At 49.7% G+C, this 18,404-nt stretch carries 11 protein-coding genes; 5 read left to right on the forward strand and 6 right to left on the reverse strand.

Features of this window, described 5'->3' with window-relative positions; all coding sequences use genetic code 11:
- Position 1: 1 nt before the first annotated feature.
- From NQ510_RS02085 to galA, 6 genes are all read right to left on the reverse strand, one after another.
- A complete protein-coding gene (locus NQ510_RS02085) occupies positions 2-3,268 on the reverse strand; it encodes a SusC/RagA family TonB-linked outer membrane protein (protein ID WP_005825021.1) in 3,267 nt (1,088 codons plus the stop codon).
- A 225-nt stretch (positions 3,269-3,493) separates the two neighbouring features.
- On the reverse strand, positions 3,494-4,474 hold the full coding sequence (locus NQ510_RS02090) for a glycoside hydrolase family 5 protein (RefSeq protein ID WP_005825023.1): 981 nt from the start codon (positions 4,472-4,474) through the stop codon (positions 3,494-3,496).
- Between the two features lie 112 nt (positions 4,475-4,586).
- On the reverse strand, positions 4,587-5,879 hold the full coding sequence (locus tag NQ510_RS02095; protein WP_005825026.1) for a glycoside hydrolase 5 family protein: 1,293 nt from the start codon (positions 5,877-5,879) through the stop codon (positions 4,587-4,589).
- 91 nt (positions 5,880-5,970) lie between these two features.
- Positions 5,971-7,254, reverse strand: coding sequence for an acetylxylan esterase (locus tag NQ510_RS02100; RefSeq protein WP_005834805.1), 1,284 nt, complete (start codon positions 7,252-7,254; stop codon positions 5,971-5,973).
- Between the two features lie 72 nt (positions 7,255-7,326).
- Positions 7,327-8,214: a helix-turn-helix domain-containing protein gene (locus tag NQ510_RS02105; RefSeq protein ID WP_009037794.1), complete on the reverse strand. Its 888-nt coding sequence runs from the start codon at positions 8,212-8,214 to the stop codon at positions 7,327-7,329.
- 304 nt (positions 8,215-8,518) lie between these two features.
- The gene (gene galA / locus NQ510_RS02110; protein WP_005825033.1) at positions 8,519-10,963 is read right to left on the reverse strand and encodes a beta-galactosidase GalA; all 2,445 of its coding nucleotides are present in this window, start codon (positions 10,961-10,963) and stop codon (positions 8,519-8,521) included.
- Positions 10,964-11,185: 222 nt separating this feature from the next.
- On the opposite strand from galA, the gene NQ510_RS02115 reads away from it, so the two are divergent.
- The 5 genes from NQ510_RS02115 (at position 11,186) to NQ510_RS02135 (ending at position 18,300) form a co-directional block, all read left to right on the forward strand.
- Entirely contained in the window at positions 11,186-13,672 is a 2,487-nt protein-coding gene (locus NQ510_RS02115; protein ID WP_005825037.1) for a GH36-type glycosyl hydrolase domain-containing protein, read from the forward strand.
- A gap of 18 nt (positions 13,673-13,690) precedes the next feature.
- Positions 13,691-14,695 carry an aldo/keto reductase gene (locus NQ510_RS02120; protein ID WP_005825039.1) on the forward strand — a complete coding sequence of 335 codons (1,005 nt, stop codon included), beginning with the start codon at positions 13,691-13,693 and terminating at the stop codon, positions 14,693-14,695.
- 6 nt (positions 14,696-14,701) lie between these two features.
- Positions 14,702-16,717, forward strand: a complete 2,016-nt coding sequence (locus tag NQ510_RS02125; protein WP_005825041.1) for a glycoside hydrolase family 97 protein — start codon at positions 14,702-14,704, stop codon at positions 16,715-16,717.
- Positions 16,718-16,908: 191 nt separating this feature from the next.
- Positions 16,909-17,547, forward strand: coding sequence for a DUF4136 domain-containing protein (locus NQ510_RS02130; protein ID WP_005825043.1), 639 nt, complete (start codon positions 16,909-16,911; stop codon positions 17,545-17,547).
- A 123-nt stretch (positions 17,548-17,670) separates the two neighbouring features.
- Complete coding sequence (locus tag NQ510_RS02135) at positions 17,671-18,300, forward strand: outer membrane beta-barrel protein (RefSeq protein WP_005834794.1); 630 nt, start codon at positions 17,671-17,673, stop codon at positions 18,298-18,300.
- Positions 18,301-18,404: the final 104 nt, after the last annotated feature.

Here is an 18,404-nt window from a genome sequence, read left to right on the forward strand (position 1 = left end):
GTTAGAATGAAACGTTCAAGCCGAATGAATAAACTGTAGGAGACGGATAACGTCCGTTGTCCAAACCATAGACATTGACGCTTGAAGTGCTGGCACCAATTTCAGGGTCATAGCCGTCATAACCGGTAATGGTCAGCAGGTTCTGGATATTGGCATAGATACGCAAGTTGCTCAGTCCCAGTTTATCAATCGTCTTTTTCGGGAAAGTATATCCCAAAGAGATGTTCTTCAGACGGATATAAGAACCATCTTCAATATAACGGTCACTGATACGGTCGTTGTCATTCGGGTCATTGATAGTGGCGCGTGGAATGGAAGCTCCCGGGTTTGCCACCATGACGTTAGACACATCATTATACCACATCGTTCCATCTTCGTAGACCTTGTTCGGATTGATAGGAACAAGCTGTGCACGTCCGTTTACAGCATTCAGCTGGTTAGTCCAGGGAGAGTTCATATGTGTCAGCTTCATGGAAAGGTAGTTATACACCTTGTTGCCATAGGAACCGTTGATGAAAACGGACAAGTCGAAGTTCTTGTAACGGAAAGTATTGGTCCAGCCAAAAGTAAACTTAGGCATCGGAGAACCGATATTGGTCTTGTCATAGTCGTCAATAACGCCATCGGGCACACCGTCAGGACCACTGATATCCTTATATTTCACATCACCCACCCATACGGTATTGGTACGGTCGAATACACCGTTTGCCGGGTACTTGGCAGGTTTCGGAGAAGTCTGAAGGTCCTCCAGGTCCTTGTAAACACCATCACAAACAAATCCATAGAAGTTATAAAGTGATTCGCCTACACTGGATACACTGACTACATCGGTCCACTGTCCGTAACCCACAATCTGCGCATTGGCTGTACCAGCCAATCCTTTCAGTTTGTTCTTGTTGAAAGAAATCTGGAAGTCAGAATCCCATTCAAACTTACCCGTAATAGGATGTGTGTTCAGAGAGATTTCAAAACCGGTATTCTCTATGTCACCATAGTTACCTTTCGGAGCAGCCAATGCAGAAGAGGCATTACCGGAAGTACCCATATAAGAAGGCAACTGCAACGGCATCAACATATCACTGGAAGTTTTCTTGTACCACTCTACCGTCAGGTTGATACGGTCGTGCAGGAATCCCAAATCCACACCGACGTTCCATTGCTCCTGGGACTCCCATTTGATGGAAGTATTCGGTATATTGGAGGGGCGATACCCCATACCCAGACCGGAAGGCATACGACTCATGGATGTACCCCAAGCATAACCACCGATGTTGGCATTACCAGTTTGTCCCCATCCCAGACGCAACTTACCGTTACTGATGACCTTCTTCAACGGTTCAAAGAACGTTTCGTTGGAAAAGCGCCAGGAAGTAGCCAATGAATGGAAGCCTGCCCAACGGTTCTCGGGACCGAAGTTTGAAGAGCCGTCATAACGATAGGTATAAGTACCCAGATAACGGTCGGCATAGTTATAAGTCAGACGTGTAAAGAAAGATGCCATAGACGAGCTTCCAAAACCTGCATTGATAGTCGGGGTTCCCGTACCCAAGGCAGGATTGTGCACTTCATCCGAAGGCAGACCGCTATTGAACACACTCGTGAAGTCATAGCTGGACTCCCAGCACTCCTGGCCCACCATGGCTGTATAATGATGCTTGTCGCCTATGTTTCCGGAATAGGTCACATAGTTCTTCAATTGCCAGAATGTACTGCTGTTTTTCTGGATATTGCTTTCATTACTGGAACGTACCCATCCACCCAAATCAACCATCGGCTTGTAGCGCTCACCTTTGCTGGAACTGATGTCATAACCCAATTCGGCATGCCATACCAGATTTTTAATCGGAGTAACCTCAAAGAAAATATTACCCGTCAGTTTCTGACGGTCCAGCAGAATGTCATCCATCATGGCAAGGGCAATCGGGTTAGGATTCGTGTAGCCTTCGCGAACAACGGTGGCATAGCTGCCATCCAGATTATAGATAGGTATATCAGGAAGAGTGGTCAACGAGTAGTTAATCAAACCTTCATCACTGTCTGCCAGTTTCAGGTCATCACCCGTTGCTGTATAGGTGGCGGTCAAACCGAGTTTCAACCACTTCTTCAGTTGGGCATCCAAGTTGGCACGGAAGCTGTAACGGTTAAAGTTTGAACCGATGATGGTACCGTCCTGATCCATATAGGAAGCTGATACGTAGTATTGTATCTTCTCTGTACCACCTTGTGCCGAAATCTGGTGCTGATGCTGCAAAGCAGTCTGGAAGATGGCGTCCTGCCAGTTTGTACCTACTCCCAGCAGAGAAGGATCGGCATAATAATTACTAGGGTCAGAGATTTCACCCATGTTTGCCAAATCATTATAATAAGTGGCATACTCACGCAGATTCATCATATCCAGACGCTTTGTCTGGCGTTGAACGGCAAACATACCGTCATAAGTAAACTTAGCCTCACCCGCCTTACCACGTTTGGTCGTAATCAAAACCACACCATTGGAACCTTGCGCACCGTAAATGGCGGTTGCCGAAGCATCTTTCAGAATTTCCATACTGACGATATCAGCAGGGTTGATGGTGGAAAGCGGAGAAATGGTGGAAACCGAGCCATTACCCAGTGCATCGCCCAAACCATAAGATGAACCGCTTTGTCCCTGACTCTGTACAATCACACCGTCAATTACATACAACGGCTCGGCATTAGCATTGATAGTGGCCTGACCACGTACGCGGATAGAGGAGGAAGAACCCGGAGCACCGGAAGTGCTGACTGCCGTCACACCGGCAGCACGCCCTTGAAGGGACTGGTCGAGATTGGTGATAATAGAACCCTTAATCTTGTCTTCACTCATGGAAACGGAAGCACCGGAAAGGTCGCTTTTCTTCATCGTACCGTACCCCACAACCACCACTTCGTCCAACATCTCGGAGTCTTCCTTCAGCGTGATGTTCACTGTTGTCTGGTTCGTTATCTTTATTTCCTGGCTGACATAGCCTATAAAGGAGACTACAATGGTAGCTCCTGGTTTCACATTCAAGGCAAAGTTACCGTCAATGTCGGTAATTACACCATTCGTTGTACCTTTTTCCAATACATTGGCACCGATAATAGGGCCCATAGCATCACTGACGACACCCGTAATTTTCTTTGTTTGCTGCACTGCCTCAACGGTATCCGTCGATGATACTGCGAAAAGCTGAGGAGCATAACCCAGACTGAACACCGAGCATATCCCCGCAAGCAGCGCTGTCTTTCTAAAATTCAAATTCATACTGTATTTCTTAGATTTAAAACAAACACAAAACCTCCCAAAAGAAGATTTTTTTAGTTAACAAAATGAGAGTAAGTCAAGAAACCGTGACATGCAATCAAGGCGTTGACACTTAAAATTACTTCCAAACAATTCATGTTTTCACAGCATCATTCTTCTTTTCTTCCATAAGCACAATTCTTTTTTCTTAATTATTAATGGTTAAATCATATTGTTTTTAAAGGGCTATTTTTTCAGTGTCGTCAATTCGTCACGAACCATTCTCCCCCACTCTTTCATGTCTGCATCTTTCCAGTTTCCCTCGGAAGAAGCCGACGGATAAAGCATGGAACAAGTCTCGTCTTTGTCCGACAAGGACCAAGCCACCCAACTGATGGAATGCCGCTGCATCCACTCCAGCCAATTCCCCCACTCTTCTTTACTGATGGGGCCGTCCCCACTTGCCTCCATACCGGCGCATTCGGAAACGAAAATCGGCAAGCCCTTGCCCAGAGCATAGTCGGCGCGGTCGCGCAGCCACTGTCCGTGGGTGTTGGCATAAAAGTGGAGTGTATACATTATATTGCTATATCCGGTAATAGGATCGTCCGCTGCCAAATGGATGTCCTGGTCCCAATGCGGACAACCAACGAGGATAACGGCATCCGGTTCTATGGCACGAATCGTCTTGATAACCTCCACAGAGTATGACTTCACCTGCTCCCAACTGTCTTCCACCGGTTCGTTGAAAACCTCATAGATGACATTAGGAACCCCTTTGTAACGGGTAGCCATTTGGGTGAAGAACTCCTTTGCTTCTTCCTGCCGCAGATTGTGGCTATGCCAGTCGATGATGACGTAAACGCCGTTCTCGATAGCAGCATCCACCACTTTCGTAACACACTCAATACCGAATTCGGGCTTGTTCACATAGCAGGCGCTATCCAAATCCACTCCCATAGAGGCCCGAAGCACTTGTGCGCCCCAGTCATTGACCAGATAAGCAACCGAAGAGGCATTGTAGAAACGGGGCCAGAACTGATGCCAGCCATAGCTGACACCGTGCAATACCACCGTGTCTCCTTCGGTATTCATCAACTGCGTACCATTGACCACCAATGCCGGTAGCGTTTCCTTTACATTTTCATTCTTCGACGGGTTTGTTCCACAACCAATGGTCATACCTAGGCAACAAACCGCCAACATAACTTTCCATATGCTTTTCATATCATACTTAGTATTTAGAGTAATAATCTTTCTTATATAACGGTACAAACGCTTTGTACACGCTTACATTCTAATTTTCAGGCAGGGATTACACGGAAAAGCACGGATAGGTTCAATTTTGCAGCTTCCGGTTTTCCGCTTTAATTATTTCAATAGTGCTGTCTGTGGCAAAGACAGAGTTCAGTCCTTGTTGTTCTTGAGCCGGGTCACCGGTATAGTCATCTCCCTTTTCCCAGAATACATGGTCGGGATTTTGTCCGGCAAAACCACCCCATGCCCAGAAGTTGCATCCGGCAAAGAGTCCGCCGCTCTCACGGTCCTGGCGGATGAGGTCGAATACATAACGGTAATATTCATCGCGGGCAGTGGTCGGTGCCTCTTTGGAAAAGCTGAAACCGTCACGGGGAAAACCGAACTCCTCCAAAACAATCGGCTTGCTGTACTTCCGAGCAATGACCATGTGGTCATCTATATACTTCTTAGTATTTTCCTTGGCACGCGGAAGAAGTTCCTTCAGGCTGTCCGCCTTCACCCAACTCCAGTTGTAAGGCCAGATGTGGATATTCAGATAATTGATGTTGGGGTCGGCATGAATCTTCTCGAAAAGATTCATATCCATTTCGCATCCCCACGAGCCCTCACTGCCGGAAGACACCATGTGGTTCGGGTCAAGTGACTTGATTTGTGCAGCCACATCGGCCATCCAGCGGGCAAACGGTTCCTTGTTCTCGTCAGAGAAAGCGCGAGGCTCGTTACCAATCTGCCAAGACATAATAGTGGGGTCATCCACATATTTTATCTGATTATACCTATTGGTGCGTGAAACAATATAATTGACATGATTGGCAAACAAGGCCTTCGCGCTGTCCGATTGGGGGAACTGCTTGACATACTCCATATAGGCGGGCCATCCGTCTACGGCAGGTACCACGGCATCACCGTGTCCGGACCATTGCAGGTAAACGGAATAGCCACCGCTCCATTCCCAGGAATTGTTCAAATAGAGGACAGCTGTCATATCACGTTCACGCAGTTCATTCATAAAATAATCCAATCCGGCTAAAATAGTATCATTATAGACGCCCGGTGCCACTTGTAAAGAGGGCTCTACCCGCGTCTTTATGCCATTTTCACCGTCAGCACCCACCAATACGCGCAGGTTGTTGATGCCAATACTTTTCAGAAAGTCCAGCTCCTTATGCAACCGTTCACGATTGCCGCCTTCACCTTCGGAACCAAGAATGGCACCGTACCAGAAATTGGTACCTACAAAATAATAGGGTTTTCCGTCGCGAACGAACTGTCCATCGGCATTGACCTTAATAAACGAATGCTCCGCAGGCTTAGGGGCACATGCCCCCAAAAGGAATAAAAGTACTGTCAGCAAAAGGAATTGTTTCTTCATATTATCAGTTTTTAAGCGATACACAAAGATACGCGGCTCATATCATAAAAAATGATACTATATTATCAGATTAATGTGCCAATGTGATTAATCACATTGGCACATTAAGTTGTCTCCGTATCCAGTCCAGCCATTCATCCCACTGTTCCTGATACCAGTAATGCCCGGTTTCCAGATAAGGATGCAGTTCCTTCGGAGAAGAAATCACATTGTAGGCTGCATACATGGAAGTGGGAGGACAGACCTCATCGTTATACCCCCAACTGAACCAACCGGGCACATTCAGCAGGCGGGCAAAGTTTGCCGTATCATAATAGCGCACCGTTTCAAGCTGCTTTTCATCGGGAGCACCGTAATAATAGAAATAATGGGGCCAGCCGCAAGCGCGCTTCTTGAAGAACGCTTCGTGGTCGCATAAGGCAGGATGAACAGCCGCCAGGAAAGTAACGCGCGAATCAAGAGCCGCCGTAATCACAGACAAGGCACCGCCCTGGCTGGAGCCCGTAACGCCCAGCGCCTTCCCGTTGTACTGCGGCAGCGAACAGATAAAATCCACAGCACGCAAAGCGCCTACCACCACACGGTTATAGTAAGAAGCATCCCGGCTGTCGCGGCCGAACGTCCAGTAATTGCTCAGCGCCCCACCTGCCAGCGCATCATATACAGACTGCTGCATCGTGACGGGAATGCCGTGGATACCCACCTCCAATGTAATCACCTTTCCAGGAGCCGTATACGTATCTCCCGCATAAGGGCGGACACCCGCACCGGGCACACGCAGCAAAGCCGGATACTTCCCTTCTTTCTTGGGAATACTGAGAATACCGTAAAAACGTCCTCCCCAAGCTTTTGTCTGGAAGCTGACCTGATATACATTATCCGTTTCCGTACAGCGTTCGGGAAGCAGCGTCATAAGGGGATTCAACGGAGTCTTGCGCGCCTCTTCCAAGGTCTTGGCCCAATAATCCCGAAAATCGGCAGGAAGTTTCGTCACAGGTTGCAGCTGCTCGGGAGCATAGGCCGATGTAGCCAGCCCTTCATAAGTCCGGCCGTCCACATGCGCCTTGACCTTGCAACGCAAGAAGCCTGCAGTCTTCATCGTGCCTTGCAACTTCAAGGTACCATCTTTCAGCACCACGTCTTTCTTTACTTCAGTAGGATACATCTCGGGGCCCAGTTCATAGTCAATCTTGACATCGGACAAGAGGTTCTGTGCCTTCAGCACCCGGACGGTAAACGTACACTTCTCATTCAGACGATACACCCAATCGCTATGGTCGGGTGAAACGACTACACGGATTTCATTGCCGCGTATCTGCGCCGTCACAGCACATACACACAGCAGACATAAAAATAAGGAAAAAACTCTTTTCATGATATCAGATATTAGTATTAATCATTGGTGCAAAAATAGGCACTTTCAATGAAGAATACCAATACTTTTTTATCATATCACCAGCTTCTTTTTCCGATAATTCTCACGGAATTCCTTCGGCGAGCATCCCTTCTTCCGCTTGAACATACGATTGAAATTGGACAGATTGTTGAAGCCGCAGTCATAGCACACCTCTGCAATGGTACGCGTGGAATCTACCAACATACGCGTGGCAAAGCCCAGACGGATATCAATAATGTAGTCGGAAAGCGTCTTGCCGGTGCGCAGGCGAAAGAAACGGCTGAAAGAGACCGGGGTCATGCCCACCATATCGGCCAATGAAGCCAACCGGATATCCTCCTGATAATGGGTGGAAATGTATTTCTGCACCTTCTGTACCCGGCGGCTGTCAGAGAAAGTCTCTATCTTGGCAAACGAAGAACTGGACAACACCCGGGCATTGTCATAGAGGGAAAGTTCGTAAAGGATACGGAGAAAGTTCATCACGGCATAAAAGCCCTGCTCCTCGGAAGCCAGCTTATCCAGCCAGTTGTACACCTTCATGATGGCCTGCATGGGGAAACTAAGTCCGCACTGTGCACGCTCCAGCATCCGACGGATACTGTCGAACTGGTTCTTGTTGACAACGTTCCCGAAGAACAAGTCGGGAGAGAACTGAATGGTAATCTCCCGAATATCCCCGGAGGTACATTCATGTTGCTCCCATACATGCTCCAACTCCTTACCGGTTATCAGCACCAGGTCATAATCACCGATAATCTCGGCAGAATCGCCCACCACACGACGTACGCCGGAAGCATGTTCCGTGAAGTTCAGTTCATACTCTGCGTGACAATGGATGGGGTAGGTAAATTCTGTTTTGCGACGATCGGCAATATAGAAACAGTCACGTTCCGACAGAGGGGTTATTTCCCTCATGATATAGTTCTGGTTTTCCATAGGCATTGGTTAAAAAAATATCATGCCACAAATATACTCATTCTTTTTAATCCCACAACAGTACCATTTGTTACATTTAGAGGTAATAATTGTTATATATGAGCAGATACCCGGGAAAGTCCCACCCGGAAAAGCAAAACTTCCGTTCTTCTCCCCCTCAGGCTCTAATGTAAGGATGTATGAGATGCGCATCTCGTACACTTACACACTATAGTTTGAGGAAGAAAGAAGCGGAGATCCCTCTCTTGCCCCATAGACAAGAGAAAGGTCTCCGCTTCGCCGGATGATATAAATGATAAGCCGCTTACTTCTGCAACTTCAAGACACAGGAAGTTTCCGGCAGGTTTTCCGAAACGACCGTCAGTGTGGCTTCTCCCGCTTCGCCGGTACTTTGCAACAGCACCTGTGCAAGTCCGTTGAATGCCTTTACCTGATAGGTGCGGGCATCGGCGTCGGCCGGACGTTCCGTAGCCTGATAAGCGGGGTCTCCATTCCCCACCCCAAGGATGCGTACCGGACCGGAAACGGTTATCGTCAAGTCGTTGCAGGCAGTGGGGACAAAACGTTTCTTTTTGTCCTGCAACTCAATATTACACACTGCCACATCCCGATTGTCTGCCTGAATGACGGGACGGTCTGCCGTCAGGGAGATACGGGCAGGAGCACCGGTAGTCTCCACAGTACGGGCCAATATTTTTTTGCCGTTCTTATAGCCTACAGCCTTCACTGCACCGGGCTGGAAAACGGCTTTCCAGGAAAGATGGCCGTTTCGGGGCATCGGTTTGCGATCCAGTTTCTTGCCGTTCACAGTCAGTTCCACTTCATCGCAGTTGCTGTATACCCAAATATCGATGCTATCACCTTCGTGACCTTGCAGATTCCAGTGAGGAAGGATGTGCAGCACCGGCTCATCCGTCCACCAGGACTTCAGATACCAGGCTTCGTCCTTGGGGAAACCGCAGTAGTCCAGAATGCCGAATTGTGAGCCCGTAGCCGGGAACTTCATGGGGTTGGGCTCGCCGCGGTAGTCGAAACCCGTCCAATAGAAAAGACCCGCCAGATAGGGACGTTCGTCATAGAATTTCCAGCCACGCTCGATGCAGTTCAGCAGGCTGTCAGGTCCGTTCGGCTTGCGGTTGTGCGCCACCATGTGGCCTTTGTCGTGGGCATCGAAGTAGATGCCGCGCGTACCACAGCCCGTAGTCTCTTCCGAACCGAGCGCACGGCGGCCGGGATAATCCTTGCGGTGCTGCTCCACAGGGTTCTGAAGGATGTAGTTATAACCAGCCACGTCTGCGGGAATCAAGATGGCAGGGCCACTGCTCGAAGCAACGGTCATGAGGCGCGTAGGGTCGAAACGGTGGCAATATTCGCGCATCGTGGCAGCAATGCGTGTACCGCTTTCTTTCCACTCGATGCCCCACTCCTCGTTGCCTACACTCCAAAGGATAATGCACGGATGGTTGCGGTCGCGGTCTATCATGCGTTTCAGCAGGCGAGTATGTTCCTCGTTGACACCCGTCAGACGGTTTTCTTCTATCACAAGGATGCCGAGGCTGTCGCAGGCATCGAGCATTTCGGGAGTCATCGGGTTATGGGAAGAACGGTAGGCATTGCAGCCGAACTTCTTCAGTTCCTTCAGTCGGTACACTTGCAAGGCATCGGGAATGCCGGCACCTACTCCGGGGTGGTCTTGGTGCATGTTCACACCTTTCAGTTTCAGAGGCTGTCCGTTCAAGAGGAAGCCCTTGTCGGCATCGAAGCGGATGTCACGAATACCCGTAGTAGTGGTATAAGCATCCACCAGCTTGCCATGCTGATAGACTTCCGTAAGCAGTGTATATAGATAAGGTGTATCCACACTCCAAAGATGAGGTTTGTCCAGCGCTATTTCACCGACGGTGAGCTGGCGGTCTTTCGGCAGTACCGGCTTACCGGCCGTTTCGCAGCGTGCCACTTCCTTGCCGTCGGCATCCCGGAGGATATGGCAGAGGCGGTAATCCTCCGTTTGCAGACCGGAGTTTTCAACAGTAGTCTCTATCGTCAGCTTGGCCTTGTCAAAAGGTGCGGCCAGCGTGCTGTGCACAAAGGTTCCGAAAGGAGCTACATGTAACGGCGCCGTCTTGTTCAGCCATACATGGCGGTAGATGCCCGCACCCTCGTAAAACCAGCCCTCCTCGAGCGTGGCATCCGCACGGACGCAGATAAGATTCTCTTCTCCGTAATTCAAGTATTCCGTAATGTCATACACCTGCGTGGCATAGCCGCTCGGTTCGTGTCCCAGGTAGAAACCGTTTATCCAGATACGGGCATCACGGAAGATACCGTCGAACTGAAGATAAAGATGTTTGCCGAGGTCCTCTTGTGGCACGGTGATGGTCTTTCGGTACCATCCCACAGAGTTTTCGGGGAATTTATAGCCGACGGCTTTATAGCCATGACTGTGGCTCGCCTCTTTGGCATAAGGCAAATCAACCACCCAGTCATGCGGAAGGTTGACCGTCTTCCAGCCCACACCCCACTTCTCCGGATTGAACTTAGGGGAGTAAGGACCCTCATTATGGATAGAGGCTGCTTTAGTCAGATAGTTGAAGTACTCCGTTCCGCAGCCGAAGTCTTTCTCCGGTGAGGAAGCATTGCCAAAAGCAAACTGCCAGCCGTCATCCAGCAAAATACGTTCGCGGACGGATTGGGCGGAAAGAGAAAAGGTAATTCCAAGAAGGAACAAAAATGCGAATAAGTGTTTCATATCGGTTAATCATAAAATGTGTTTACAAAGATAGGGCGAAATAGACTCGTACAGTGATACTTTTGTATCTTTTTCCGGTACTTCATGTTTCCGAAGGGAAAAAACACGCCGGGCAAACAAGGGTGATAGGAGAAAAGTTTTTAAATTTGAAGCGTGCTTCCGGGAAAATGGCCGGATGGCACAACTAACGAAGAATGTATCAAACTAAATACAAGAAATAATATGCAAGACAAAAGATTCGGATATTTCGATGACGACAACCGCGAATACGTCATTACCGATCCCAAGACACCTTGGCCATGGATTAACTACCTGGGCAATGAAGATTTCTTCTCACTCATCTCCAATACTGCCGGAGGCTATTCCTTCTACAAGGACGCCAAGTTCCGCCGCATCACCCGCTACCGCTACAACAACGTGCCGATGGACAACGGGGGACGCTACTTCTACATCAATGAAGGCGGCAACGTATGGTCTCCCACCTGGAAGCCCTGCAAGACTGCACTCGACAGTTACGAGTGTCGCCACGGCATGAGCTACACCCGCATCACCGGATCCAAAGACGGCATCGAAGCCAGCCTGCTCTTCTTCGTCCCACTGAAGACCTGGGGAGAGGTGCAGAAGCTGACCTTGCGGAATACTTCTGCCAAAGTGAGAAAACTCAAACTATTCTCCTTTGCCGAATGGTGCTTGTGGAATGCCGCTACGGACATGGAGAACTTCCAGCGTAACTTCTCCACGGGAGAGGTGGAAGTGGACGGGTCTGTCATCTACCACAAGACGGAATACAAGGAACGCCGCAATCACTACGCCTTCTACAGTATCAATACACCCGTAGACGGTTTCGATACCGACCGCGAAACATTCGTGGGACTCTACAACGAGTTTGCCGACCCGGAACGGGTAGTAGAAGGCAGACCGGGCAACAGCATTGCCCACGGTTGGAGTCCCATCGCCTCGCACTATCTGGAAGTAGAACTGCAACCCGGCGAAAGCCGCGACTTCATCTTCCTGCTGGGCTATGTGGAAAACAAGCAAGAGGCAAAGTTCGAGGAGCATGAAGCATCTCAGCATGAAGCATTCAAGCAGAGTGTACCCTCTTCACCTATTATAAATAAGGTAAAGGCTAAGGCGATGATTTCGGCCTTCGACACTACCGCCAAAGTAGATGCCGCCTTTGCCGAGCTGAAAGCCTACTGGGACCGCCTGCTGGACATCTACGTCGTGAAGACCGACGAAGAAAAGTTGGACCGCATGGTGAACATCTGGAACCAGTACCAGTGCATGATTACCTTCAACATGTCCCGCTCCGCCTCTTTCTTCGAGAGCGGCATCGGTCGTGGAATGGGTTTCCGCGACTCCAACCAGGACCTCGTGGGCTTCGTGCATCAGATACCGGAACGAGCCCGCGAACGAATCATCGACATAGCTTCTACCCAATTCCCCGACGGAGGATGCTACCACCAATACCAACCGCTGACCAAACGCGGCAACAACGACATCGGCGGCGGCTTCAACGATGACCCCATGTGGCTTATCTTCGGTACGGTGGCATACATCAAGGAATCGGGAGACTTCAGTATCCTGGATGAGCCCGTCCCCTTCGACAACAAAGAAGGTTCGGAAGTGTCTCTGTTCGAGCACCTGCGCGTCTCCTTCAACCACGTCATCGAGAACCTCGGCCCCCACATGTTGCCCCTCATCGGCCGTGCCGACTGGAACGACTGCCTGAACCTGAACTGCTTCTCCTGGGACCCGAATGAATCCTTCCAGACCACGGAAAACCAGACGGAAGGCAGCCAAGCAGAATCGCTGATGATTGCCGGCTTGTTCGTGGTATGCGGACGCGACTATGTGGAACTATGCCGCCACCTGGGTAAAGACGACGAAGCAAACAGAGCGCAAACCTATATAGAGAACATGGTGGAAGCCGTGAAAAAACATGGCTGGGACGGTGACTGGTACTTGCGCGCCTACGATTACTTCGGCCACAAGGTAGGTTCCAAAGAGAACGAAGAAGGACAAATCTTCATCGAATCGCAAGGCTGGTGCACCATGGCAGGCATCGGACTGGAAGAAGGCATGGTAAAAAAAGCGCTGGACTCCGTAAAGGAACGCCTGGACTGCGAACACGGTATTGTACTCAACAATCCACCCTTCACCCGCTATGTTGTGGAGTATGGAGAAATCTCCACCTATCCCGCCGGCTACAAGGAGAACGCAGGTATCTTCTGCCACAACAACCCGTGGGTCATCATCGGAGAAACCGTACTGGGACGGGGTGACCGTTCCTGGGAGTATTTCCGCAAGATATGCCCGTCGTACACCGAAGAGCACAGTGCCCTGCATAAAGTAGAACCTTACGTATGCTGCCAGATGGTGGCCGGCAAGGACGCCGCCCGCCCCGGCGAAGGCAAGAACAGCTGGCTGACTGGAACGGCTGCCTGGATGTGGTATGCCATCACGCAATTCATACTCGGCATCAAGCCTTCGTATGAAGGTCTGGAAATCAATCCTTGTATCCCGGCAGGCTGGAAAGGCTTCAACGTGAAGCGTAGGTTCCGCGGGGCAGAATATCATATTACCGTGAAGAATCCCGATGGTGTGTGCAAAGGCATCAAGTCCGTCACAGTAGACGGCCAGCCGATAGAAGGCAATGTGGTGAACCATCTGCCGGGCACGCATACAGTAGAAGTAATAATGGGATAACCCACAAAATACAATATCATGATAAACCCTATTTATTCTCCAGCGCCCGAACGCTATGACAACGGCATGAAATTCCGCCGTTGCGGGCAAAGCGGCATCCTGCTGCCGGAAATATCACTCGGATTGTGGCACAACTTCGGCGACGTGAACACATTTGCCAATTCCCAGGCCATGGCGCACTATGCCTTCGACCGTGGAATCACACATTTCGACCTCGCCAACAATTACGGTCCTTCCTACGGTTCCGCCGAAGAGACTTTCGGAATGATTATGAAGAAATCCTTCATGCCCTATCGGGACGAACTATTCATCTCCACCAAGGCCGGACACGACATGTGGCCCGGCCCCTACGGGGAGTGGGGCTCACGCAAGTACCTGATGAGCAGCCTCAACCAAAGTCTGAAACGGATGAACCTGGAGTATGTGGACATCTTCTACTCCCACCGCTACGACCCGGATACTCCGCTTGAAGAGACCCTGCAAGCACTGGTTGATATCGTACGGCAAGGCAAAGCACTCTATGTAGGAATCTCCAAATATCCCAAAGAGGCGGCCGAGTTTGCCTACAAATACCTGGAAGAACGGGATGTACACTGCCTGCTCTATCAAGGCAGATACAATCTCTTCAACCGCGAACCGGAAGAAGAAGGTATCCTGCAGCAAGCCAAAGGGAACGGAACCGGCTTCATCGCCTTCTCCCCGCTGGCGCAGGGCCTGCTGACCAACCGCTACCTAAATGGTATTCCCGAAGATTCGCGCATGGCAAAGGGGGCTTTCCTAAAGAAAGAAGCACTGACCGACGAGACGCTGCAAAAAATCAAGGCACTCAACGAGGTTGCTGCCTCACGCGGGCAAACCCTTGCCGAGATGTCACTTGCCTGGCTGTTGAAGGACGACCTGGTGACAAGCGTCATCATCGGAGCGAGCTCCGTTGCCCAACTGGCAGATAACCTGAAAGCGACTGAAAATACAGACTTCTCTGCCGAGGAACTGGAGAAGATAAAGAAAATCATTCAAAAATAAATCAACATGAAAAGCCTCCTTATTCAAACCTTTTGTTTATTATTCCTTTGCTTGGGCACGGTCCGTGCACAGCAATACCAACTTGCATCACCCAACGGAAAACTATCCGTTACGGTAGATGCCGGAGAAGCCCTCACCTGGCAGATAGCACACGACGGAACCACGGTGCTGCAACCCTCTGCCATCGCCCTGCAAGGCAGAGATGAAAAATCAGCCAAGAAAGCAATAACTTTCGGTAAAAATGTAAAAGTAATCCGTGCAGAACGCAAGTCTGTAGAGTCCTCCTTCCCCACTCCCCTCTATAAAAAAGCAAGTGTGAAGGATGTCTACAACCAGCTGACACTGAAATGCCGCGGAGGCTACAGCGTACAGTTCCGCGCATACGATGACGGCGCTGCCTACCGCTTCATTTCCGAACAGAACAAGCCGTTTATCGTCCTCAACGAAACTGCGGACTTCAATTTCGACAAGGATTACCAGGCATTTGTACCTTACATAAACGACAACCGCAACGGTGAGCGCTATTGCTTCTCCTTCGAGTCTTACTACGACGAAGCCCCGTTGTCCAAAATGTACACCGACTCACTCTCCATCACCCCACTGATGGTTTGCCTGGACGGAGGAAAGAAAGCCGTTATCATGGAAGCCGGATTGGAAAACTATCCCGGCATGTTCCTCACTGTAAATCCCCAGACACGTCAAGGAGTGCAGGCAGCATTTGCCCCCTATCCGCTGGAGGAAATAATCGGCGGACACAACCGGCTGAACCTGATACCGACAAAACGTGCAGACTACATCGCCCGTTGTGCCAAGCAGGAGCTCCCCTGGCGTGTGGTGCTCGTCACCGAGAAGGACACGCAGCTTGCCGACAATGACATGGCACAGCGTCTTGCCCCCGCCTGCCGCATCAAAGACATTTCCTGGATTAAACCCGGCAAAGTGGCTTGGGACTGGTGGAACACCTGCAACCTGACTGGCGTAGACTTCAAAGCCGGCATGAACACCCCGACTTATAAGGCATTCATCGACTTTGCCGCCGACAACAACCTGGAATATATCATCATCGATGACGGCTGGAGCGGAAACGAATCCTTATTGAAAGACCTGAATCCGGATATCGACTTAAAGGAACTGGTAGCCTACGGAAACCAGAAGGGCGTCGGCATCATTCTCTGGGCAAGCTGGCGAAACTCTGCCAAAGATACGGAAGCTGCATTCAGCCACTATGCACAGATGGGTATCAAAGGCTTCAAGATAGACTTCTTCGACCGTGACGACCAGCCACTGGTACAGTCTGTAGAACGTATTGTAGCCTGCGCCGCCGAGCACCGCCTGGTATTGGACCTGCATGGCCTCAAGCCATACGGTATACAGCGCACCTATCCCAACGTCCTGAACTTTGAAGGTGTAAAGGGATTAGAGAACGCCAAATGGGAACCGATAGTGAACGGAGCCCCCCTCCACAACTTCCCACGCTATGACGTGACTGCTCCCTACCTGCGTATGCTTATAGGCCCGATGGACTACACACCGGGAGCCACAATGAACGCAACCCGCGAAACCTTCCGTGCCGTCAACGACCATCCGATGAGCCAGGGTACGCGCGTCCACCAGATGGCGATGTACACCCTCTTCGAAGCCCCGCTGCAAATGCTTGCCGACAGCCCCAGCAAATATATGAAGGAGCAGGAATGCACGGACTTCATTGCCAAAGTGCCTACCGTTTTCGACGAGACCGTGGCACTGGACGGTGAAGTAGGCGAATACCTTACACTGGCACGCCGCAAGGGAGACGTCTGGTACATCGCCTCCATGACCGACTGGACACCACGCGACTGTACCATCGACCTTTCCTTCCTCGGAGAAGGAAGTTACGAAGCCGAAATCTTTTCCGACGGCATCAATGCCGACCGGGAAGCAACCGACTACAAGAAAGAAGTACGCACCGTGACCTCGGGAGACAAGCTGAACATACACATGGCACCCGGAGGAGGATGGACAGCACGGATATGGAAAAGATGATAGGGTGATAAAGTAATGACATGATAAGTGCAATAGGGTGACAGTTACGTTAAAAGTGCTGTCACCCTATTCCTTTATCACTTTTAACATACCTCTACGTGAACCTTTTATATCCTATCTTGTTTTTTCTCACAAAAGCCTAAGGTACCATAGGGCAGGAATTTATATTAAACCTAAACAATTATAAAAGTATGAAGAAATTTATTCCCCTATTATTAGCGGTCTTTGCAGTGACGCTTGCATCTTGCGAAAAAGACCCTGACATGGATAAGCTGGACAATAATTATCTGGTTTATACCAACTATGACAAGAAGGCGGATTTCAAAACCTTCGAAACTTATTACTTGCCGGACAGCATTCTGGTCATCGGTGATAAGGAAAACGCCGAATACTGGAAAGATGAGAATGCCCAGGAAATTCTCAGCGCTTATGTTGCTAACATGAACAGCCGCGGCTACATCCGTGTGAATGACCGGGAAGAAGCCGACCTTGGCTTGCAGGTAAGCTATGTCAGAAGTACCTATTACTTCACCGACTACGGACGTCCCGAATGGTGGTGGAACTATCCAGGCTACTGGGATGCTCCTTACTGGGGCAACTGGGGCGGATGGTATTATCCCTATGCCGTGAACTATTCCTACAGTACCGGTTCCTTTATCAGCGAATTGTTGAATCTGGAGGCGCCGCAAGGCCAGAGCGAGAAACTTCCTGTTCTGTGGACCAGCTATATGAGCGGCTTGCTGAGTGGTTCTACTTCTGTCAATACCAAACTTGCCGTGCAAGGTGTGAACCAAGCTTTCACTCAATCAACTTACCTGACTAACAAGTAGTGACAAGCTACGAGCTATAAGTGACAAATGACGGGTTACCCAATATTAAGGTAACAAGAATAATACGGCAGCATCCTTTCCGGACTGGGAAGTTGCCATTGAACCAAAAAACAAGAACAAAGTATGAAAACAATAAAATATCTTTCCTTGAGAGTATTTGCGGTTGCCGCTCTTGCTCTCGTCTTCGCCCTACCGACGAAGGCACAGATGACCGATAACGGTTATGCCAATATCGACTGGCAATATAACTTTCCCCTCAGCAACAACTTCGCCGACAAATCAAGCGGCTGGGGTATGAATTTTGAAGGCGGTTACTTCCTGACAGACAATTTTGCATTGGGAGCTTTCTTGAACTACCATAGCAACCATGAGTATTTCGGTCGCCAGACACTTCCCGTAGGCGAAGGCGGCAGTCTGAATACCGACCAGCAGCACACTGCATTCCAGTTGCCTTTCGGTCTGGCCTCCCGCTATGTATGGAACCGTGGAGGTGCATTCCAGCCGTATGCCGGTGTAAAACTGGGTGCTGAATATGCACAGTTGAAGTCAACTTTCAACGTATTCGAAGCCAACAAAGATACATGGGGTTTCTATGTATCTCCTGAAATTGGTTTCAATGTGTATCCTTGGGCTTATGGACCGGGCTTGCATTTCGCAGCCTATTACAGCTACGGTACGAACAAAGGTGACCTCTTTACGTACAGCGTAGACGGTTTGAGCAATTTCGGTCTGCGCGTAGGTATTGCGTTCTGATAAGACACACACTTAAAGCTTAACAGATAGAATTTAATTGTTTCAAAATTGAAGAAGAAAAGAGCCTTTCCTGCGTGAGCAAGGGAGGCTCTTTTTAATTCTAC

Origin of the sequence: Bacteroides uniformis (assembly GCF_025147485.1) — a bacterium.
Taxonomy (GTDB): Bacteria; Bacteroidota; Bacteroidia; order Bacteroidales; family Bacteroidaceae; genus Bacteroides; species Bacteroides uniformis.